The following is a 17,269-nucleotide window of genomic DNA, read 5'->3' as shown; positions in this document are numbered from 1 at the left end:
GGTTGCCCGATCGTGTTCCGACTCGAGGCACGGTGGCGGTGCGGGTACGCCCGACCCCATCGACGACGGCGAGCCCTCGAACGCCCGCGCCGCCTCTCCCGCTCCGACGCCGCCCACGGCGCCCCGACCCGGACGCGCAGAACGGGTTCGTGGTGGCTGGCGAGCCGTCTGCGATCAGGGGCCGCGTCGTCTCCTGCGCCGGGTGTGGCACGCTCGGCGCGTGAGCGAGACGACCACCCGGGACGACGTCCGCGTCGTCGTGGAGGACCCGACGACCCCCGACGTGCTGGCGCTGCTGCAGGAGCACCTGGACGACATGCACGCGACGTCGCCGCCCGAGAGCGTGCACGCGCTCGACGTCGAGCGCCTGCGCGCGCCGGACATCACGTTCGTCACCGCGCGGTCCGCGGACGGCGGGCTCCTCGGGTGCGGCGCCCTCAAGCAGCACGACGCGACGCTGGGCGAGCTCAAGTCCATGCGCACGACGGCGGCCGCACGGGGCCGGGGCGTCGCCGCCACGGTCCTCGCGCACCTGCTCGACGTCGCGCGCGACCTTGGCCTGGACCGCGTGAGCCTGGAGACGGGAACCGAGGACTACTTCGCGGCGGCGCGACGGCTCTACGCGCGCCACGGGTTCGTGCCGTGCGCCCCGTTCGCCGACTACACCGACGACCCGAACAGCACGTACCTGACGCTCTCGCTCGCCTGACGGGGCCACCCTGCACCGGGGTAGAACCTCCGGTCGCGAGGTAGAGCCCGCCGCGCTCTACGTCACGACCGGGGGCTCTACCTCGCGACCGTGCGGTGGCGGGGGAGCGCCACGCCTCATGCGTCGAGGCGCAGGCGCGCCCCGAGCGCGACGGCGGCGACGACGGCCGCGCCGGCCACGAGGACGAGGTCCTTGAGCACGTACTGGCCCATGAGGGTCATGCCGTGGCCGAACAGCTCGCCCGCGAACAGCACGATCGGCGAGAGGATCCCGGCCATCGCGACGGCGAGCGCGAGCAGCCCCGCGCGGAGCAGCCGGCCGGTGAGGAGCGTCAGGCCGATGAACGTCTCCAGGACCGCGGTGAGGACCACGGCCGCAGTCCCGCCGACGAGGCCGAGCGTGAGCGTCTCGACGGTGCGAGCCGCGATCGCGGCCGCCGGGCTCGCGCCGGGGACGAGCTTGAGGACGCCGAACCCGAGGAACACGAGACCGAGAGCGACGCGCAGCGCGGGCACGGACCAGCGGGTGAGGACGCGCGCGGTCGCGGCGACGGCGGCGTCCACCCGGCCCGCGAGGCGTGCGGGCACGAGGGCGGCGCGACGGCGGCGGGCGCGCGTGGCGTCCGCCGCCGACGGCGCGGACGGGCGGGTGGCGCGGGGACGACCGGCGGTCGTCGGGGCGGTGGTGGACATGCGGGAACCTCTTCCGGAGACGGTCGCGGTCGGGGTGACCGCCCCGGGAGGGAGGGCGTCGCAGGGGGTCCTGGGGACGGCGTCGGGCCGAATTCACCCGCCGACGAGCGTCGGCCGGGCCACCCCGACCGGCCCCGAGGGTCAGCGCGAGCGCGGGCGCTCCGAGGGGTCCCAGCCCGGCCGCGGGGCGCGCGCGGCGACCGACGCGTCGCGCGAGCGGTACACGACGTACGGGCGGAACAGGTACGGCACCGGGGCGGAGAACGCGTGCACGAGCCGCGTGAACGGCCACAGGATGAACAGCAGGTTCGCCGCGACGACGTGGAGCTGGAACGCCGCGGGCACGCCCGCCATGAGCTCCGGCTGCGGCTGGAGGTACCAGAGCGAGCGGAACCACGGCGAGATGGTCTGGCGGTAGTCGTACCCGAGGCCGTCGGCGAGGAGCTGTGTCTGCACCGTGGCCCACGACCCGAGCAGGATCGACGCCGCGAGGAACACGTACATCGTCTTGTCCATGCGCGTCGTCGCGCGGAAGACGGGGCCGGACGTGCGGCGGCGGTAGATGAGGATGAGCAGGCCCGCGACGAGCACGACGGCCGCGACCGACCCCATGTACGTCGCGACGAAGTGGTAGGCGACCTCCTGGATCCCCACCGCCTCCGTCCACGACTCCGGGATCACGAGCCCCAGCAGGTGCCCGAGGATCACGAACAGCAGGCCGACGTGGAAGAGCGGCGAGCCGAGGCGCAGCAGCCGCTTCTCGTAGAGCTCGCTCGACCGCGTCGTCCAGCCGAACTTGTCGTACCGGTACCGCCAGATCGAGCCCACGACGAACACCGCGAACGTCACGTACGGGAGCACGACCCACAGCAGGACCTCTCCGGTGCTCACCCCGTTCATCGCACCGCACCTCCCGGCCGGTCGGGCGCGCCCGTGCCGTACGGCTCGAGCGCCAAGGGCTCCATGCCCACGAGCTCGGCGGGCGGCCCCGCCGTCACGAGCTCGACGTACCGCTGCTGCGTGCGCTCGTCGAGCGGCGGCAGCGTGAGGCACACGGCCTCGACGACCCCGGTCCAGGGGCTGCGCGCGCTCTCGAGCGCCGTGCGCAGCACCTCGATGCCGTCGCGGTGGGACGCGAGCAGACCGGCGGCGATCGTCGCGTCGTCGCCCGTGGTCCGGGCCGAGAACTCGAGCACCGTCGGCAGGTAGTCGGGCAGCTCCGAGCCCGTGACCTCCCACCCGGCCGCGCGGTACGCCTCGACGAACGCGACGAGCGCCGTCCCGCGCCGGCGGGTGTCGCCCGCCGCGTAGTACGAGAGGTACATCGAGCACTTCCGCTTGAGGTCGAACGTCGCGACGTACCGCGCCTGGAGCTCGCGCAGGTCCGGCCCGCCCGGCGTCGTGAGCACGTCGCAGAAGTCCTCCAGGCGCTCGCGGACGGGGCTGGGCAGGCTCGGGGCGGACGCGCGGACGGCGTCGACCGCGGCGAGCACGTCCTCGTCCGGGTAGGCCAGCAGCAGCGACGCGGCCATGTGGGCGGTGCGGCGCTGGGCGGCCGACGTCGCGACCGGGGCCAGGTGGTCGGGCTGCGGACCCCGAGGCCGTGCCCCGGGCCGCAGGGCCGGGGTCGGGAGCAGGGAGCGCGCCCTCATCGGGTGCCTCCGTCGGGCTCGACGCCGGGAACGCTCCCGGGCGCGGGACCGCGCGCCGGACCACCCGCCGGCCCGCCGGGTGCGGGTCCGTCGGGCGCGGGTCTACCGGGCGGCGGGGGACCGGGGATCGTGTCGTGCCGCGCGTCCTGGCGCCCGCCCGGCAACGACCCCGGGCCGCCCGGCGTGACGCCGCCGGGTGCGCCCGCCACGTCGCCCGGCTCCGGCCCCTCGCCCGGCGGGAAGAGGCCGGGCGGTCGCCCGTTGCCGTCCCAGTTGAGGAGGTTGACGCGACCGGGGGTCGACGGCCCGTAGGGCGAGTCCGCCGTCTGCCGCGCCTGGAGCACGTGGAAGTTCTCGACCGCGACCGGCACCGGGCTGCCCGACGTCTCGCCGAACGGTCCGCCGCCCGTGAGGCCCATGCCACCCATGCCGGGGCCGCCGTCGTAGTCGAGGGAACATGACATTTCGTCACGGCTGCCGAGCTCGTCGAGCTCGCGCGCGATCTCGGTGTGCGCGGTCGGGATGACGTACCGGTCCTCGTACTTCGCGACGGCGAGCAGGCGGTACATCTCCTCGACCTGGGCACCGGTCATGCCGACCGCGGCCGCCGTCCGCTCGTCGGCCACGCGGCCGAGGTTGATGTCGCGCATGTACGACCGCATGGCGGCCAGACGGCGCAGCACGCGCTCCACCGGGGCGGTGTCGCCCGCCGTGAACAGTCCGGCGAGGTACTCGAGCGGGATGCGCATCTTCGAGATCGCGGCGAACAGCGTGCGCCCGTCCTCGCCGTCGTTCCCGGAGGCGGCGACGACGTCGACGACGGGGGACAGCGGCGGGATGTACCAGACCATCGGCAGCGTGCGGTATTCGGGGTGCAGGGGCAGCGCGACCTCGTAGCGCGAGATCAGGTCCCAGATCGGCGAGCGCTGGGCGGCCGTGATCCAGTCGTCGGGGATGCCCTCCGCACGCGCGGCGGCCACGACCTCGGGGTCGTTCGGGTCGAGGAAGACGGCGCGCTGCGAGGCGAGGAGCTCGTGCTCGTCCTCCACGCTCGCGGCCTCGGTGACCTTGTCGGCGTCGTAGAGGACGAGGCCGAGGTAGCGCAGGCGCCCGACGCACGTCTCCGAGCACACGGTCGGCAGGCCGACCTCGATGCGTGGGTAGCAGAGCGTGCACTTCTCGGCCTTGCCGGTCTTGTGGTTGAAGTAGACCTTCTTGTACGGGCACCCGGTGACGCACATGCGCCAGCCCCGGCACTGGTCCTGGTCGACCAGCACGATGCCGTCCTCGGCCCGCTTGTACATGGCTCCCGACGGGCACGACGCGACGCACGCCGGGTTGAGGCAGTGCTCGCAGATGCGCGGCAGGTAGAACATGAACGTCTTGTCGAGCTCGGTGGCCACGTGCTCCGACATGTGCTGGAGCACGGGGTCGTCCTGCATGGTCGCGGTCGAGCCGCCGAGGTCGTCGTCCCAGTTCGCGGACCACGAGATGTTGATGTCACCGCCCGTGAGCAGCGACTTCGGCCGGGCGACGGGCGTGTGCTGCCCCTGCGGCGACGAGAGCAGCATGTCGTACTCGTAGGTCCACGGCTCGTAGTAGTCGTGGATCGAGGGGAGCTTCGGGTTGGAGAAGATCGTCGCGAGCTTCTTCAGGCGGCCGCCGGCGCGGAGCTTGAGCCGGCCCTTCTTCGTCCGCACCCAGCCGCCCTGCCAGCGCTCCTGGTCCTGGTAGGTGCGCGGGTACCCGAGCCCGGGACGCGTCTCGACGTTGTTGAACCACACGTACTCCACGCCCGTGCGGTTCGTCCACGCCTGCTTGCACGTCACCGAGCACGTGTGGCACCCGATGCACTTGTCGAGGTTCATGACCATCGACATCTGCGCCATCACCCGCACGACGTCACCCCCTCCCGGCCGGCCGGCCCGAGGCCGCCTGCTGCGTCCGTCCGCGTCACGAGTACCGCACCTCCTGGCTCCGGCGCCGGACGACCGTCATCTCGTCGCGCTGGTTCCCGGTCGGCCCGAGGTAGTTGAACGCGTACGAGAGCTGGGCGTACCCGCCCGCGAGGTGCGTCGGCTTGAGCAGGATGCGCGTGAGCGAGTTGTGGATGCCGCCGCGCAGGCCCGACGTCTCGGCGAGCGGGACGTCGATCGTGCGGTCGGTCGCGTGGAACATGTAGACCGTGCCCTCGGGCATCCGGTGGCTGACGATCGCGCGCGCCACCACGACGCCGTTGCGGTTGTACGCCTCGACCCACTCGTTGTCCGCGACGCCGATCTTGGCGGCGTCGGCCGGGCTCATCCAGATGCCCGGCCCGCCGCGCGAGAGCGACAGCATGAAGAGGTTGTCCTGGTACTCCGAGTGGATCGCCCATTTGTTGTGCGGGGTCAGGTACCGCACCGCGACCTCCGCGTGCCCGGCGGACCCCGGGTAGCCCGACGGCGAGGTGTCGCCCACGACGGGCGAGTCGCCGAACAGCCGGTGCATGTCGAGCGGCGGCCGGAAGACCGGCAGGTGCTCGCCGAGCTCGATGATCCAGTCGTGGTCGAGGTAGAAGTGCTGCCGACCCGTGAGGGTGTGCCACGGCTTGAGCCGCTCCACGTTGACGACGAACGCCGAGTACCGGCGCCCGCCGTGCTCCGAGCCCGACCACTCGGGCGAGGTGATGACCGGCGTCGGGCGGGACTGGACGTCGGGGAACGTCACGCGCTTGCCCTGCTCGTCGCGGGCGAGGTCCGCCAGGGGCGTGCCCGTGCGGCGCTCGACGTGCTCGAACCCCTGCACGGCGAGGCGACCGTTCGTCGTCCCCGAGAGGGCGAGGATCATCTCGCACGCGTGCGTGTCGCGGCCGAGGCGCGGACGACCGGCGGCGGGGCCGTCGGGCACGATCCCGTTGCGCCGGCCGAGGTCCGCGACCTCCGGCCCGGGCGAGAACTGCACGCCCTTGGTCGCCATGCCCGCCTTCTCGGTGAGGGGGCCGAGCGCGGCCATGCGCGCGGCGAACGCCGGGTAGTCGCGCTCGACGACGACGAGCTTCGGCATCGTCACGCCCGGCACGAGCTCGCGCTCCGTCACGGGCCGCCCCGAGTCGGTGAGCGCGCCGTGCGGGACGGCCATCTCGTCCGGGGTGTCGTGCGCGAGCGGGGCGGCGACGAGGTCCTCCCGCACCCCGAGGTGCGTCACCGCGAGCTCGGAGACCTTCGCCGCGACGGTGTGGAAGATGTCGAAGTCCGTGCGCGTCTGCCACGGCGGGTCGATCGCCGGGTTGAACGAGTGCACGAACGGGTGCATGTCCGTCGAGGACAGGTCGTGCTTCTCGTACCAGGTCGCGGCGGGGAGCACGACGTCCGAGAACAGCGTCGTCGACGTCATCCGGAAGTCGAGCGTGACGAGCAGGTCGAGCTTGCCGCGCGGCGCCTCCTCGCGCCACGTCATCGACCGCGGGCGCCGCTCGGGACCGGACTCCGCGGCGTTGACCGCGGCGTCCGTCCCCAGGAGGTGCTGGAGGAAGTACTCGTTGCCCTTGCCCGACGACCCGAGGATGTTCGCGCGCCACACCGTGACGACGCGCGGGAAGTTCGCGGGGTCGTCGGGGTCCTCGCACGCGAACCGGAGGGTCCCGGCCCGGAGCTCGTCGACGACGTGCTGTGCCGGCTCCTTGCCCGCCGCGCGGGCCTCGTCCACGAGGTCGAGCGGGTTGCGGTCGAACGTCGGGTAGCTCGGCATCCAGCCGCGCTGCGCGGACTCGACGAGCGCGTCCGCCGTCGTGCGCCCGGAGAACTGGCCCTGCGCGAGCGGCGACGCGAGCGCGTCCGCGGGCAGGCCGTCGTACCGCCACTGGTCGGTCGCGAGGTACCAGAACGCGGTGCCGATCATCTGGCGCGGCGGTCGCGACCAGTCGAGGCCGCCCGCGTACTGCGCCCAGCCCGTGACGGGGCGGCACTTCTCCTGCCCCACGTAGTGCGCCCACCCGCCGCCGTTGACGCCCTGGCAGCCGGTGAGGGTGGTCAGCGCGAGCATCGCGCGGTAGATCGTGTCCGAGTGGAACCAGTGGTTCGTGCCCGCGCCCATGATGATCATCGAGCGCCCGCCCGAGTCGAGCGCGTTCTGCGCGAACTCGCGCCCGATGCGTGCGGCGGCCGCGGCCGGGACGCCCGTGAACCGCTCCTGCCACGCCGGGGTGGCGGGCGTCGCGTCGTCGTCGTAGCCGGCGGGCCACTCGCCCGGCAGGCCGAGCTCCGGCCGGTTCACGCCGTACTGCGCGAGCAGCAGGTCGAGCACCGTCGTGACGAGCCGCCCGCCGACCCGCCGCGCCGGCACGCCGCGCACGACGACGCCCGCACCGCCCAGGTGCGCGCCCGCGTCGTCGCCCGGGGCCGGGTCGAGGTCGAACCGCGGCAGCCCGACGGCGACCGTCTCGTACGAGTGCCCGGCCGGGGTAGAGCCCTGGTCCGCCGGGGTAGAGCCGCGGTCAGCCGAGGTAGAGCCGCGGTCGGCCGACACCGGGCGGTCGGGGACGGAGTCGCGGGTGGGAGCGGCCCGGGGCGCACCCCAGAAGACGCCGTGCGGGTCGGCTACCGAGAGCAGCGGGTCGATGTCACCGAGGTCGAGGTTCCACCGCCCGGCGTCGGCCTCGCCGTAGCGGTGGCCGAGGCTGCCGTGCGGGACGCGCGGGGTGCCGTCCGCGTCGAGCACGACGGTCTTGAAGCGCGCGTTCGCCGAGCCCGCGTCGTCGTCGCCGGGGTGCCCGACGCCGTCGGGCAGGTCCGCCGCGGTGAGGAACTTCCCGGGCACGTACGTCGCGCCGCCCGAGCCGTCGTCGCGCTCGTCGAGCACGACGAGGTGGGGCAGGTCCGTGAAGCGGGCCGCGTACTGCGCGAACTGCGGGGTGCGGCGCTGCGCGTAGTGCTCCGTGAGGATCACGTGGCCCATGGCCTGGGCGAGCGCGCCGTCGGTGCCCGGGTGCGGGGCGAGCCACTCGTCGGCGAACTTCGTGTTGTCCGCGTAGTCGGGCGACACGACGATGACCTTCTGGCCGCGGTAGCGCGCCTCGGTCATGAAGTGGGCGTCGGGCGTGCGGGTCACGGGGACGTTCGAGCCCCACATGATGCAGTACGTCGAGTTCCACCAGTCCGCGGACTCCGGGACGTCGGTCTGGTCGCCGAACACCTGCGGGGACGCGACGGGCAGGTCGGCGTACCAGTCGTAGAACGACAGCATGGTGCCGCCGAGCAGCTGGACGAACCGCGCGCCGACCCCGTGGGAGACCATCGACATGGCCGGGATCGGGGAGAACCCCGCGATGCGGTCGGGCCCGTACGCCGCGATCGTGTGCACGTGCGCGGCGGCGACGATCTCCGCCGCCTCGTCCCACGTGGCGCGCACGAGGCCGCCCTTGCCGCGCGCCGCCTTGTAGGCGCGGGCGGTCTCCGGGTCGGTCGTGACCTTCCGCCACGCGAGCACCGGGTCGCCCGTCGCGGCCCGGGCCGCGCGGTAGGCGTCGAGCAGCGCGCCGCGCACGTAGGGGTAGCGCACGCGCGTGGGGGAGTAGGTGTACCAGGAGAACGCGGCGCCGCGTGGGCAGCCGCGCGGCTCGTACTCCGGCGAGTCCGGCCCCACGGAGGGGTAGTCGGTCTGCTGCGTCTCCCACGTGATGATGCCGTCCTTGACGTACACCTTCCACGAGCACGACCCGGTGCAGTTCACGCCGTGCGTCGAGCGCACGACCTTGTCGTGGGACCAGCGGTCGCGGTAGAAGACGTCGCCCTGGCGGCCGCCCGTGAGGAACACCTGCCGCAGGTCGTCGGAGACCTTCCCGCGCTTGAGGTGCTTGCCGAGCCGCAGCAGCGCGTCCTCGACCGGTCCCTCCGACGTCGTCGTCATGCCGCGCTCCCGCCGTCCGTCACGGAGACCACCGGGCGCCACCAGGGGCGGCGCGCCGGCGGCGACGACGGCACGGACAGGTACGACATGAGGCCTCCTGGGCGAGCAGGTGCGGCGGTCGGTCCACAGCCACTATGCCCAGACCGTCCGGATCGCGCGCGGCGAGCGCACGCCGCGGTCCCGCCCCGCCCGGCTCGCTACCGTGGCGCCATGACCGCACCCACCGGACGGCCCGCGGACGTGACCGTCGCCGTCGTCACCGTGTCCGACCGCTGCTCGCGCGGCGAGGCGGAGGACCGCTCGGGACCGCTCCTCGCGGGGCTGCTCGCGGCGGCGGGCTGGGCGGTCGTCACCGACCTCGTGCCCGACGGCGTCGCCCCCGTCCGAGACGCGGTCGCCCGGGCGGTGGCCGGGGGAGCGCGCGTCGTGCTCACGACCGGGGGGACGGGCGTCGGGCCGCGCGACCTCACGCCCGAGGGCACCCGCGAGGTGCTGGCGCAGGAGGTCCCGGGCATCGCGGAGGAGCTGCGTCGGCGCGGCGCGGAGCACGTGCCCGCCGCGGTGCTGTCCCGCGGCGTCGCGGGGGTCGCGCCCGGCCCGCACGGGCGCGCGCTCGTGGTCAACCTCCCCGGCTCCACGGGCGGGGTGCGCGACGGCTGGGCCGTGCTCGAGCCGCTCCTGCCGCACGTCCTCGCCCAGCTCGACGGCGGCGACCACTGACGACCGGGCCGTCCCGGCGGGTCGACCAGGCGGTCGTGGCGGGTCCCGGGGCCGTGACGAGCCAGGACCGCCTGCTCGGCACGGGGCGGGGTCAGCCGGGCGGGGTCAGCCGCCGGCGAAAGGGGGGAGGACGTCCACCGTCTCGTCCGCGGCGACGGGGGTGCCGTCGCTCGCCGCGCGCACGCCCCCCACGAGGAGCGAGCAGCGCGGCAGCACGTCGGCGAGCGCCGCGTGCCGAGCGACGACCGCGGCGTGCAGCTCGCCGACCGTCGTCGCGTCGACGGTCTCGGACTCGGTGCCGGCGGCGTCGCGCGCGCCGGCGAAGTAGCGGACGGTCGCCATCTCTCAGTCCTGCGTCTCGGCAGGGACCGCGGTGCCGGGCAGCTCGGGCTCCGGCGTCCACGCGAGCGCGAGCTCGGTCGCCCGGTCGAGCACGTCCTGCACGCTGCGGCCCGACCCGTCGTGCGCGGCGAGCCCGGCGACGTAGCCCGCGACGAACGTCGTGAGAGGCGCGGCGGGGCGCTCGATGCCGTGCGCGGCGTCGCGCGCGAGGTCGAGGACCGCGCCGATGTCGACGACCTCCGGGTCGAGGTCGAGGTCCTGCGCGAGCGCGTCGACCCAGCGTTCGAGGTTCGTCATCGTGGCCTCCTGCCGTCGTCGGGGGTGCCGGCGGGCGGGGCGCCGGGCACCGCGGGCGCGCCTGCGGCGAGGCGGCGCTCCTGCTCGCGGGCATCCTCCCACGTGTCCACGTCGTCGGTGGCGCCCGTGTCGTCGGGGACGCCGATCGCGGGGAGACCGGCGAGGAGTCGCCGCACCGGCGCGCCCTGGACGGTCGGCAGCGCGGCGAGCGCGGCATCGAGCGCCGCGCGCTCGTACAGTCCGACGAGCCACTGGGCGCGTCCGTCGCGCACCGCGTGGACGGCGACCTCGCCGCTCCGGCGGCGGGCGGCGGCGAGCAGCGCGGGCACCGCCTCGGCGGCCCGCGGGACGTCGCACGCGAGCACGAGCACCCAGGGTGCGCGGCCGTCGTCGGGCAGGGCGGCGAGCCCGGCCGCGATCCCGGCGACGGGCCCCCCGAACGGCGGGTCCTCGCGCGTGCGGACGTAGCGCCCCGGGGCGGCGAGCTCCGCCGGCCCGACGACGACCGTCCGCGCCGCGCCCGTCGTCGCCGCGAGCGCGTGCTCCAGCAGCGGCCGACCCCCGACGACGAGCCCGGGCTTGGGCGTCCCGAGCCGCTCCGCCCGGCCCCCGGCCAGCACGACGGCGTCGAACGGGAGGGACGGTTCGGCACCCCGTGCGGGGATCGGCAGCTCGAGGTGCCGACCCGGCCCGTCGGGTGCCGACCCGTCGTCGGGGTGGGGGACCGTCACGACGCGCGGTGCCAGTCTCCGGACTTGCCACCGGTCTTCGCCACCAGCCGCACGTCGGTGAGCTCGACGGACTTGTCGAGGCCCTTGACCATGTCGACGACCGCGAGGCCCGCGACGGCGACGGCCGTCAGCGCCTCCATCTCGACGCCCGTGCGGTCCGCGGTCCGGACGGTCGCGGTGACGTCGACGCCGTGATCGCCCACGACGAGGTCGACGACCGCCCCGTGGACCCCGATGACGTGCGCGAGCGGCAGGAGCTCCGCCGTCCGCTTGGCGCCCGCGATCCCGGCGACGCGCGCGACGGCGAGCACGTCGCCCTTGGGGACGGTCCCGTCGCGCAGAGCGGCGACGATCTCGGGGGAGCACCGCACGGTGCCCGTCGCCGTCGCGGAGCGGACGGTCGGCTGCTTGGCGGTGACGTCGACCATGCGCGCGTGCCCGCGCTCGTCGAGGTGCGTGAAGCTCATGCCGCCACTCTCGCACGCGGCGCCGCGCGCGGACGGCCAGGGATCGGGTGCGCTCGCGAGCCGCAGGCGGGAGGATCGGCCCATGCGCAGCTCACTCCTCGACCACGCCGAGCGCTCCGTCGAGCCCGGCAGCTTCCAGCTCCAGAACGACCGCATGCTCAAGGTCGACCTCCGCGGCACGGGCGGGTTCTTCTTCGCGAAGCAGGGCTCGATGGTCGCCTACCAGGGCGACGTCGACTTCGCGTACGAGGGCAGCGGCGGTCTCGGCAAGATGTTCAAGAAGGCGTTCACGGGCGAGGGCATGTCGCTCATGAAGGTCTCGGGCAGCGGCGACGTCTTCCTCGCGCAGGACGCGGACCAGGTCTTCGTGCTCCATCTGGAGGACGAGGGCGTGACGGTCAACGGCGCGAACGTGCTCGCGTTCGAGAGCTCGCTCGCGTGGGACATCAACCGGGTCGAGGGGGCGTCGATGCTCAGCGGCGGCCTGTTCAACACGACGTTCACCGGGACCGGGGCGCTGGCCGTCACCGCGTTCGGCACGCCCGTCGTGCTCGACGTCGACGTCCCCACCTTCGTCGACATGCAGGCCGCGGTGCTGTGGTCCACGTCGCTGCAGTCCTCGATCCGCAAGACGGCGAAGCTCGGCGCCGCGATCGGCCGCGGGTCCGGCGAGGCGTACCAGCTCGCGCTCTCGGGGCGCGGGATCGTCGTCGTGCAGGCGTCGGAGGGGCACCCGCCGCCCGCGGCGAAGTGATCGAGGCCGGCCCCGGGTTCAGAGCAGCAGCACCTGCACGGGGTCGCCCGGTGCCACGGCCGTGACGTCGGCCCCGACGACGGCGAGCGCGTCGGCGTGCGCGAGCGCGCTCAGGCGGTGCGAGCCGGAGCCGCGCGCCGTCGCGTCCTCCTCGGGGCGACGGCCCGCGGGGACGACGTGCGCGCCGTCGGGCTCGGTGTGGCGCACGAGGACGAGCTGCTCGCGCCCAGGCGGCGAGGACCACCCCGCGGCGGCGACGCGCCGGACGAGCGGGCGGCCCGTGCCGGGCACGCCGCGCAGCCGGTCCACGACGGGCCGCACGAACAGCTCGAACGACACGTACGCGCTCACGGGGTTGCCCGGCAGCGCGAGCCACGGCACACCCCGCCAGCGTCCGAGACCCTGCGGGCGGCCGGGCTGCATGCCGACCGCGACGAGCCGGGCGTCGGTGACCGCGTCCTGCCACGGCGTGCCCGCGCGGGTCGCGGGGTCGAGCACCTCGCGCACGACGTCGAACGCCCCCGCGCTCACCCCGCCGGTGCTGACGAGCAGGTCGGGCGGGGCGCCGTCGAACGCGTCGAGCAGCCCGTCCAGCGTCGCGACGAGCGCCGCCGCGGAGTCGCCCACGGCCCCGCGCCGGACCACGTGCGCGCCCGCGGCCCGCGCGGACGCGGCGAGCAGGACCGAGTTGGAGTCCGGGATCCGCCCCGGCCCCGGCGTGGCCCCGGGGGCCACGAGCTCGCTGCCGGTGGAGAGCACCGCGACGCGCGGCGCGCGGTGCACGCGCACGGCCGCGTGCCCGGCGGACGCCGCGACCGAGACGTGCCGCGCGGTGAGCACGGTGCCCGCCCCGACGACGACGTCGCCGCGCCGCACGTCCTCCCCGCGGGACCGCACGTGGGTGCGCGACGCGTCGTGGACCGCGACCGTCGTCGGCCCGCTCCCGGCCGCGCCCGGCGTGAAGCGGCCGGTCGACGTGCGCTCGACGGGCACGACGGCGTCCGCCCCGGGCGGCACGGGCGCGCCCGTCATGATCCGGACCGCCTCGCCCGGTCCCAGGCCGAGGTCGAGCCCGGCCGGACCCGCGTCCCCGGCCGCGACGTCGCCCACGACGCGCAGCACCACGGGCGCCGACGGCGTCGCCCCCGCCACGTCCTGCGCGCGCACTGCGTACCCGTCCATCGCGGACGCGTCGAACGCGGGGGCGTCCAGCGCGGACACGACGTCGGCGGCCAGGACGGCCCCCACGGCGTCCTCCAGCGGGGTGTCCGCGGGCGCCGTCGGGTGGACGAGCGCGAGCGCGTCCGCGGTGTGCTGGACGATCGTCCGACTCGGGTCGCGCGTCATGCCCGCACCGTAGCCGAGCCCGGGTGCCGACCTCGGGAGGGTGGGCTACGTTGGGCACCGGAGTCATGAAGCGGCCCGAAGCCCCCCGAACCTTGGGAGGACGACATGGCCTCGATCCCCGTGACCACCCTCAGCCCCGACCAGACGGCGCCCGTGCGCCCCGCAGCGCTCGCGGAGGTGCTTGCCGTGGGCACGCACCTCCTCGTGGGGCAGTACCGCGTCGAGCTCGGCACCGGGACGTGGTGGTGGTCGGACGAGGTGTACACCATGCACGGCTGGGCGCCGGGGGACGTCCAGCCCAGCCTCGACGCGCTGCGTTCGCGCAAGCATCCGGACGACCGCGCCCGCGTGGTGCGCGCCGCCACGGAGGCGATCCGTTCCGGTCGCCCGTTCTCGTGCGCCCACCGGATCGTCGACGGGCACGGCAAGGCCCGGTCCGTCGTCGTGACGGGACAGGGCCGACGGGACGCGCGCGGTCGCGTCGTCGAGATCGCGGGGTACGTCGTCGACGTCACCCCGACGCACAAGGAGGCGCTGGAGCGCGAGTCGCAGCGCGCCGTCACGCGCGCGTTCGTCGCGCAGGCCGCCGTCGAGCAGGTCAAGGGCGTGCTCATGGCCGTGCACGGCGTCGACGACGTCGCGGCGGGCCAGCTCCTCGCGGAGGCGGCCGGCGAGGCCGGCGTGCCCGTCCAGGAGACGGCCGCGCAGGTCATGCGCGCGCTGAGCAAGGCCGGCGGGGTCGGCCCGACGGCCGAGGCCACGGTCGCGGGCGCGTTCGCCGCCGTCCGTCCGGTCGCACGGCCCCGCGCCCACGAGGCGCAGCTGGCACGCCGTCGCGAGCCGGCCCGCTCCTGAGCCGGGCGGCCCCGCGCACGACGAGGCGCACGACGAGAACCACACGAGAAGGAGGAACCCCATGACCGACGAGACCGCCTTCCCGGCCCAGCAGCAGGAACCCCCGGGCCTCACCCGACGCATGGACCCGGTGCCCGACCACGGCGAGCAGTCCTACCGCGGCACCGGGCGGCTGGAGGGCCGTCGGGCGCTGATCACGGGCGGCGACTCGGGCATCGGTCGTGCCGTCGCCGTCGCGTTCGCGCGCGAGGGCGCCGACGTCGCCATCGGCTACCTGGCGGAGGAGCAGGAGGACGCCGAGGAGACGGCGCGCTGGGTCCGCGAGGCGGGCCGCACGTGCGCCCTCCTGCCCGGCGACGTCACCGACGAGGCGACGGCACGGGCCCTGCCCGGACGCGCCGCGGCCGAGCTCGGCGGGCTCGACGTGCTCGTCAACAACGCCGGCTTCCAGATGGCGCGGCGCGAGTCGATCGAGGACGTCACGACCGACGAGATCGACCGGGTGCTCAAGACGAACCTCTACGCGCTGCTGTGGATCACGCAGTCGGCGCTCGAGCACCTGGGCGAGGGGGCGGCGATCGTCAACAACTCGTCGATCCAGGCGTTCCAGCCGTCGACGTCCCTCCTCGACTACGCGTCGACGAAGGCGGCGATCAACAACCTCACGGTGAACCTCGCGGCCGAGCTCGGCCCGCGCGGCATCCGCGTGAACGCCGTCGCGCCGGGTCCGATCTGGACGCCGCTCCAGCCGGCCACCCAGCCCGAGGAGAAGATCGAGCAGTTCGGGAAGGACACCCCGCTGGGGCGCGCGGGCCAGCCCGCGGAGGTCGCTCCGGCGTTCGTCTTCCTCGCCTCCCCGACGGACGCGAGCTACGTGTCCGGCACCGTGCTCGGTGTCACGGGAGGCAAGCCCGTGTTCTGACGGGCACTTCCTCGCCGGGGGAGCCGCGGACGGTTCGGCCGAGGGCCGCGGCTCGCCCGGGAGGGTCGGAGGGTGGGCGTCCGCGCCCGTCCGGGGGCGGGACCGTCGCGAGAGCGACGGCGCCCGTGAGAGGGTCACCAGCCGCCACGCCTTGTGCGGGCGAGACGGCCGCCGCCCCCGCCCCGCCCCGGTGACGCCCGGGCGGGGCCTCCGGCACGACGTGCCCCGGTTCTCCGCGACGTAGGCTTGCCGCGGAGACAAGGAGAGCACCCATGAGCACCGATCGCGGAACGAGCGCCGAGCCGACCCCGGGAGGGTCCGGAGCGCCGCTGACCGAGGTCCCCGTCGTCGACCTGATGGCGGAGGAGGCGACGGTGGCGGGCCTCGTGGCGGACGCCGCCCGCGCGCTGGCCGACGAGCCCACGCTGCAGCAGACCCTCGACCGGGTCGTCGAGCTCGCCGTCGCGATGGTCGACGGGTGCGACGAGGCGGGCATCTCGCTCGTGACCCGCCGCCGCATCGAGAGCGCTTCCGTCTCGGGCCCGCTCGTGGCGCGCGGCGATGCGCTCCAGTACGAGTTCGACGAGGGGCCGTGTCTCGACGCCATCCGCGAGCACGCGCTCGTGGAGTCCGGGGACGTCGCGACGGACCCGCGCTGGCCGCGGTGGGCGCCGCGCGTCTCGAGCGAGCTCGGCGTCCGCTCCATGCTGTGCGTCCAGCTCTACACCTCGGAGAACGCGCACGGCGCGCTCAACATGTACTCGGGGTCGCGCGCCGCGTTCGGCCCGGACTCCCACCACCTCGCGTCGACGTTCGCCGCCGTCGCGGCCGCGGCGATCTCGGCCGCGCGGACCGAGGAGCAGCTCCAGTCCGCCGTCCAGACCCGCACGCTCATCGGGCAGGCCCAGGGCATCATCATGGAGCGGTACTCCCTGACTCCCGGCCGCGCGTTCGCCGTGATGAGCCGCGTGTCGCAGGACGCGAACATCAAGCTCGTCGACGTCGCCCGGGAGATCGTCGAGACGCGGCGCATCCCCGGCGTCGGCGCGCCCCAGGAGGGCTGAGCGCCCCCGACGGCTCAGCCGCCCGCGCCGGGCTCATCGGCGCACGACGCCTCGAGCAGCGTGTCGACCCGGAGTCGGACCGACTCGTCGAGCAGCGGCCCGGCCGTCCCGGCGCCGTCGACCACGCCCTCCACGAGGCGACGGGCGAGCTCGCGGACGGGGACGTTCACGTCGTTCGAGCGCCGGCGCAGCACCTCGAACGCGTCGTCGGGCCCCGTGCGCAGCGCCGCCATGAGCACGCCCTTGGCCTGCTCGATCACCGATCGCGACGCGTCGGCGGCCCGGATCGACGCGGTCGCCTCCCGCCGCGCGGCCTCGGCGTGCGCCGTCGTCAGGTCGACGAAGTAGCCCACCACGTGCGCCCAGGGCAGCTCCGCGCCCGGGTTCTTCCCCTGCGCCGCGACGGCGAGCGTGCGAGTCGCGCCCGTCGCGTCCACGATGCGGTGCATGGACCCGAACGGCTCCCCGGTCCGCGCGGCCTGCGCGAGCTCGCTCGCGACGCGCTCCCGGTCCTCGGGGTGCTTGTGCGACAGGACGAGGGCGGTCGTCGGCACGACCTCGCCCGGCGCGAAACCGTGCATCTCGTACACCTCGTCCGACCACCACCACGAGTCGGTCGCGATGTCCACGCGGAAGCGGCCGACCGGCTGGGGGTCACCCGGACCGAGGGCGGCGAGGAGGTCGGCGAGAGCGGGCGGGACGACGTCGTCGGGTTCGGTGGCGTCGGCGGGCAGGGCAGCGTCCATCGATGGGGGTCCCCGGAGATCGAGCAGGACGGAGCCGATTCCTGACCCCAGCAGACTGAAGATTATCCCAGCGTCGGCGCGAGGG

17 protein-coding genes are annotated in these 17,269 nt (G+C 74.9%); 6 read left to right on the top strand and 11 right to left on the bottom strand.

Translation table 11 applies throughout. The features are described from left to right. Window positions 1–220: 220 nt before the first annotated feature. Window positions 221–709: a GNAT family N-acetyltransferase gene (locus GWJ10_RS17685; RefSeq protein ID WP_241005890.1), complete on the top strand. Its 489-nt coding sequence runs from the start codon at window positions 221–223 to the stop codon at window positions 707–709. Between the two features lie 116 nt (window positions 710–825). On the opposite strand, the gene GWJ10_RS17680 is transcribed toward GWJ10_RS17685, so the two are convergent. The 5 genes from GWJ10_RS17680 to GWJ10_RS17660 all read right to left on the bottom strand — a co-directional run bounded on the left by GWJ10_RS17680 (window position 826) and on the right by GWJ10_RS17660 (window position 8,939). After that, window positions 826–1,401, bottom strand: coding sequence for a DoxX family protein (locus tag GWJ10_RS17680; RefSeq protein ID WP_206158433.1), 576 nt, complete (start codon window positions 1,399–1,401; stop codon window positions 826–828). 141 nt (window positions 1,402–1,542) lie between these two features. Beyond that, window positions 1,543–2,292 (bottom strand): respiratory nitrate reductase subunit gamma, encoded by a 750-nt coding sequence (gene narI, locus GWJ10_RS17675; protein ID WP_163188756.1) that lies wholly within the window; start codon window positions 2,290–2,292, stop codon window positions 1,543–1,545. A 5-nt stretch (window positions 2,293–2,297) separates the two neighbouring features. Next, a complete protein-coding gene (gene narJ / locus GWJ10_RS17670; RefSeq protein WP_163188755.1) occupies window positions 2,298–3,053 on the bottom strand; it encodes a nitrate reductase molybdenum cofactor assembly chaperone in 756 nt (251 codons plus the stop codon). Beyond that, the gene (gene narH, locus GWJ10_RS17665; protein WP_241005889.1) at window positions 3,050–4,951 is read right to left on the bottom strand and encodes a nitrate reductase subunit beta; all 1,902 of its coding nucleotides are present in this window, start codon (window positions 4,949–4,951) and stop codon (window positions 3,050–3,052) included. The genes narJ and narH overlap by 4 nt, the downstream gene beginning before the upstream one ends. A 55-nt stretch (window positions 4,952–5,006) precedes the next feature. Continuing rightward, window positions 5,007–8,939: a nitrate reductase subunit alpha gene (locus GWJ10_RS17660; RefSeq protein ID WP_241005888.1), complete on the bottom strand. Its 3,933-nt coding sequence runs from the start codon at window positions 8,937–8,939 to the stop codon at window positions 5,007–5,009. 210 nt (window positions 8,940–9,149) lie between these two features. Between GWJ10_RS17660 and GWJ10_RS17655 the strand changes: the two genes are divergently transcribed. Next, window positions 9,150–9,659: a MogA/MoaB family molybdenum cofactor biosynthesis protein gene (locus GWJ10_RS17655; RefSeq protein ID WP_163188754.1), complete on the top strand. Its 510-nt coding sequence runs from the start codon at window positions 9,150–9,152 to the stop codon at window positions 9,657–9,659. Between the two features lie 105 nt (window positions 9,660–9,764). On the opposite strand, the gene GWJ10_RS17650 is transcribed toward GWJ10_RS17655, so the two are convergent. From GWJ10_RS17650 to moaC, 4 genes are read right to left on the bottom strand one after another with little or no spacing between them, the layout of a single operon-like run. After that, window positions 9,765–10,001 (bottom strand): MoaD/ThiS family protein, encoded by a 237-nt coding sequence (locus GWJ10_RS17650; protein ID WP_163188753.1) that lies wholly within the window; start codon window positions 9,999–10,001, stop codon window positions 9,765–9,767. A 3-nt stretch (window positions 10,002–10,004) separates the two neighbouring features. After that, window positions 10,005–10,298, bottom strand: coding sequence for a DUF6457 domain-containing protein (locus GWJ10_RS17645; protein ID WP_163188752.1), 294 nt, complete (start codon window positions 10,296–10,298; stop codon window positions 10,005–10,007). Beyond that, entirely contained in the window at window positions 10,295–11,029 is a 735-nt protein-coding gene (locus tag GWJ10_RS17640; protein WP_241005887.1) for an NTP transferase domain-containing protein, read from the bottom strand. Before GWJ10_RS17640 ends, GWJ10_RS17645 begins: the two co-directional genes overlap by 4 nt. Beyond that, a complete protein-coding gene (gene moaC, locus GWJ10_RS17635; RefSeq protein ID WP_163188751.1) occupies window positions 11,026–11,496 on the bottom strand; it encodes a cyclic pyranopterin monophosphate synthase MoaC in 471 nt (156 codons plus the stop codon). The genes GWJ10_RS17640 and moaC overlap by 4 nt, the downstream gene beginning before the upstream one ends. Before the next feature lie 82 nt (window positions 11,497–11,578). Between moaC and GWJ10_RS17630 the strand changes: the two genes are divergently transcribed. Then, window positions 11,579–12,250, top strand: a complete 672-nt coding sequence (locus GWJ10_RS17630; protein WP_074803386.1) for an AIM24 family protein — start codon at window positions 11,579–11,581, stop codon at window positions 12,248–12,250. 18 nt (window positions 12,251–12,268) lie between these two features. Here the strand turns inward: GWJ10_RS17630 and glp are convergent, their stop codons facing one another. Next, entirely contained in the window at window positions 12,269–13,597 is a 1,329-nt protein-coding gene (gene glp, locus GWJ10_RS17625) for a gephyrin-like molybdotransferase Glp (RefSeq protein WP_163188750.1), read from the bottom strand. Window positions 13,598–13,702: 105 nt separating this feature from the next. Between glp and GWJ10_RS17620 the strand changes: the two genes are divergently transcribed. From GWJ10_RS17620 to GWJ10_RS17610, 3 genes are all read left to right on the top strand, one after another. Then, complete coding sequence (locus GWJ10_RS17620; protein WP_061267802.1) at window positions 13,703–14,452, top strand: PAS and ANTAR domain-containing protein; 750 nt, start codon at window positions 13,703–13,705, stop codon at window positions 14,450–14,452. Window positions 14,453–14,513: 61 nt separating this feature from the next. Further along, window positions 14,514–15,374: an SDR family oxidoreductase gene (locus GWJ10_RS17615; RefSeq protein ID WP_163188749.1), complete on the top strand. Its 861-nt coding sequence runs from the start codon at window positions 14,514–14,516 to the stop codon at window positions 15,372–15,374. Window positions 15,375–15,646: 272 nt separating this feature from the next. Then, window positions 15,647–16,438 (top strand): GAF and ANTAR domain-containing protein, encoded by a 792-nt coding sequence (locus tag GWJ10_RS17610; protein WP_241005886.1) that lies wholly within the window; start codon window positions 15,647–15,649, stop codon window positions 16,436–16,438. 14 nt (window positions 16,439–16,452) lie between these two features. Here the strand turns inward: GWJ10_RS17610 and GWJ10_RS17605 are convergent, their stop codons facing one another. Then, a complete protein-coding gene (locus tag GWJ10_RS17605) occupies window positions 16,453–17,184 on the bottom strand; it encodes a PAS and ANTAR domain-containing protein (protein ID WP_061267800.1) in 732 nt (243 codons plus the stop codon). Window positions 17,185–17,269 lie beyond the last annotated feature (85 nt).

This window comes from Cellulosimicrobium sp. SL-1 (assembly GCF_011033075.1).
GTDB classification, from domain to species: Bacteria; Actinomycetota; Actinomycetes; order Actinomycetales; family Cellulomonadaceae; genus Cellulosimicrobium; species Cellulosimicrobium funkei.
The sequence above is the reverse complement of the archived record's forward strand: the minus strand, read 5'-3'. Positions and strand labels throughout refer to the sequence as shown.

Excerpts from the sequence above, each read along its gene's own strand:
- GWJ10_RS17620 (WP_061267802.1), top strand. The coding sequence starts at position 13,703 with ATGGCCTCGATCCCCGTGACCACCCTCAGCCCCGACCAGACGGCGCCC.
- GWJ10_RS17680 (WP_206158433.1), bottom strand. The coding sequence starts at position 1,401 with ATGTCCACCACCGCCCCGACGACCGCCGGTCGTCCCCGCGCCACCCGC.
- GWJ10_RS17650 (WP_163188753.1), bottom strand. The coding sequence starts at position 10,001 with ATGGCGACCGTCCGCTACTTCGCCGGCGCGCGCGACGCCGCCGGCACC.
- GWJ10_RS17605 (WP_061267800.1), bottom strand. The coding sequence starts at position 17,184 with ATGGACGCTGCCCTGCCCGCCGACGCCACCGAACCCGACGACGTCGTC.
- GWJ10_RS17660 (WP_241005888.1), bottom strand. The coding sequence starts at position 8,939 with ATGACGACGACGTCGGAGGGACCGGTCGAGGACGCGCTGCTGCGGCTC.
- glp (WP_163188750.1), bottom strand. The coding sequence starts at position 13,597 with ATGACGCGCGACCCGAGTCGGACGATCGTCCAGCACACCGCGGACGCG.
- GWJ10_RS17645 (WP_163188752.1), bottom strand. The coding sequence starts at position 10,298 with ATGACGAACCTCGAACGCTGGGTCGACGCGCTCGCGCAGGACCTCGAC.
- GWJ10_RS17610 (WP_241005886.1), top strand. The coding sequence starts at position 15,647 with ATGAGCACCGATCGCGGAACGAGCGCCGAGCCGACCCCGGGAGGGTCC.
- GWJ10_RS17630 (WP_074803386.1), top strand. The coding sequence starts at position 11,579 with ATGCGCAGCTCACTCCTCGACCACGCCGAGCGCTCCGTCGAGCCCGGC.
- GWJ10_RS17615 (WP_163188749.1), top strand. The coding sequence starts at position 14,514 with ATGACCGACGAGACCGCCTTCCCGGCCCAGCAGCAGGAACCCCCGGGC.
- moaC (WP_163188751.1), bottom strand. The coding sequence starts at position 11,496 with ATGAGCTTCACGCACCTCGACGAGCGCGGGCACGCGCGCATGGTCGAC.
- GWJ10_RS17655 (WP_163188754.1), top strand. The coding sequence starts at position 9,150 with ATGACCGCACCCACCGGACGGCCCGCGGACGTGACCGTCGCCGTCGTC.
- narJ (WP_163188755.1), bottom strand. The coding sequence starts at position 3,053 with ATGAGGGCGCGCTCCCTGCTCCCGACCCCGGCCCTGCGGCCCGGGGCA.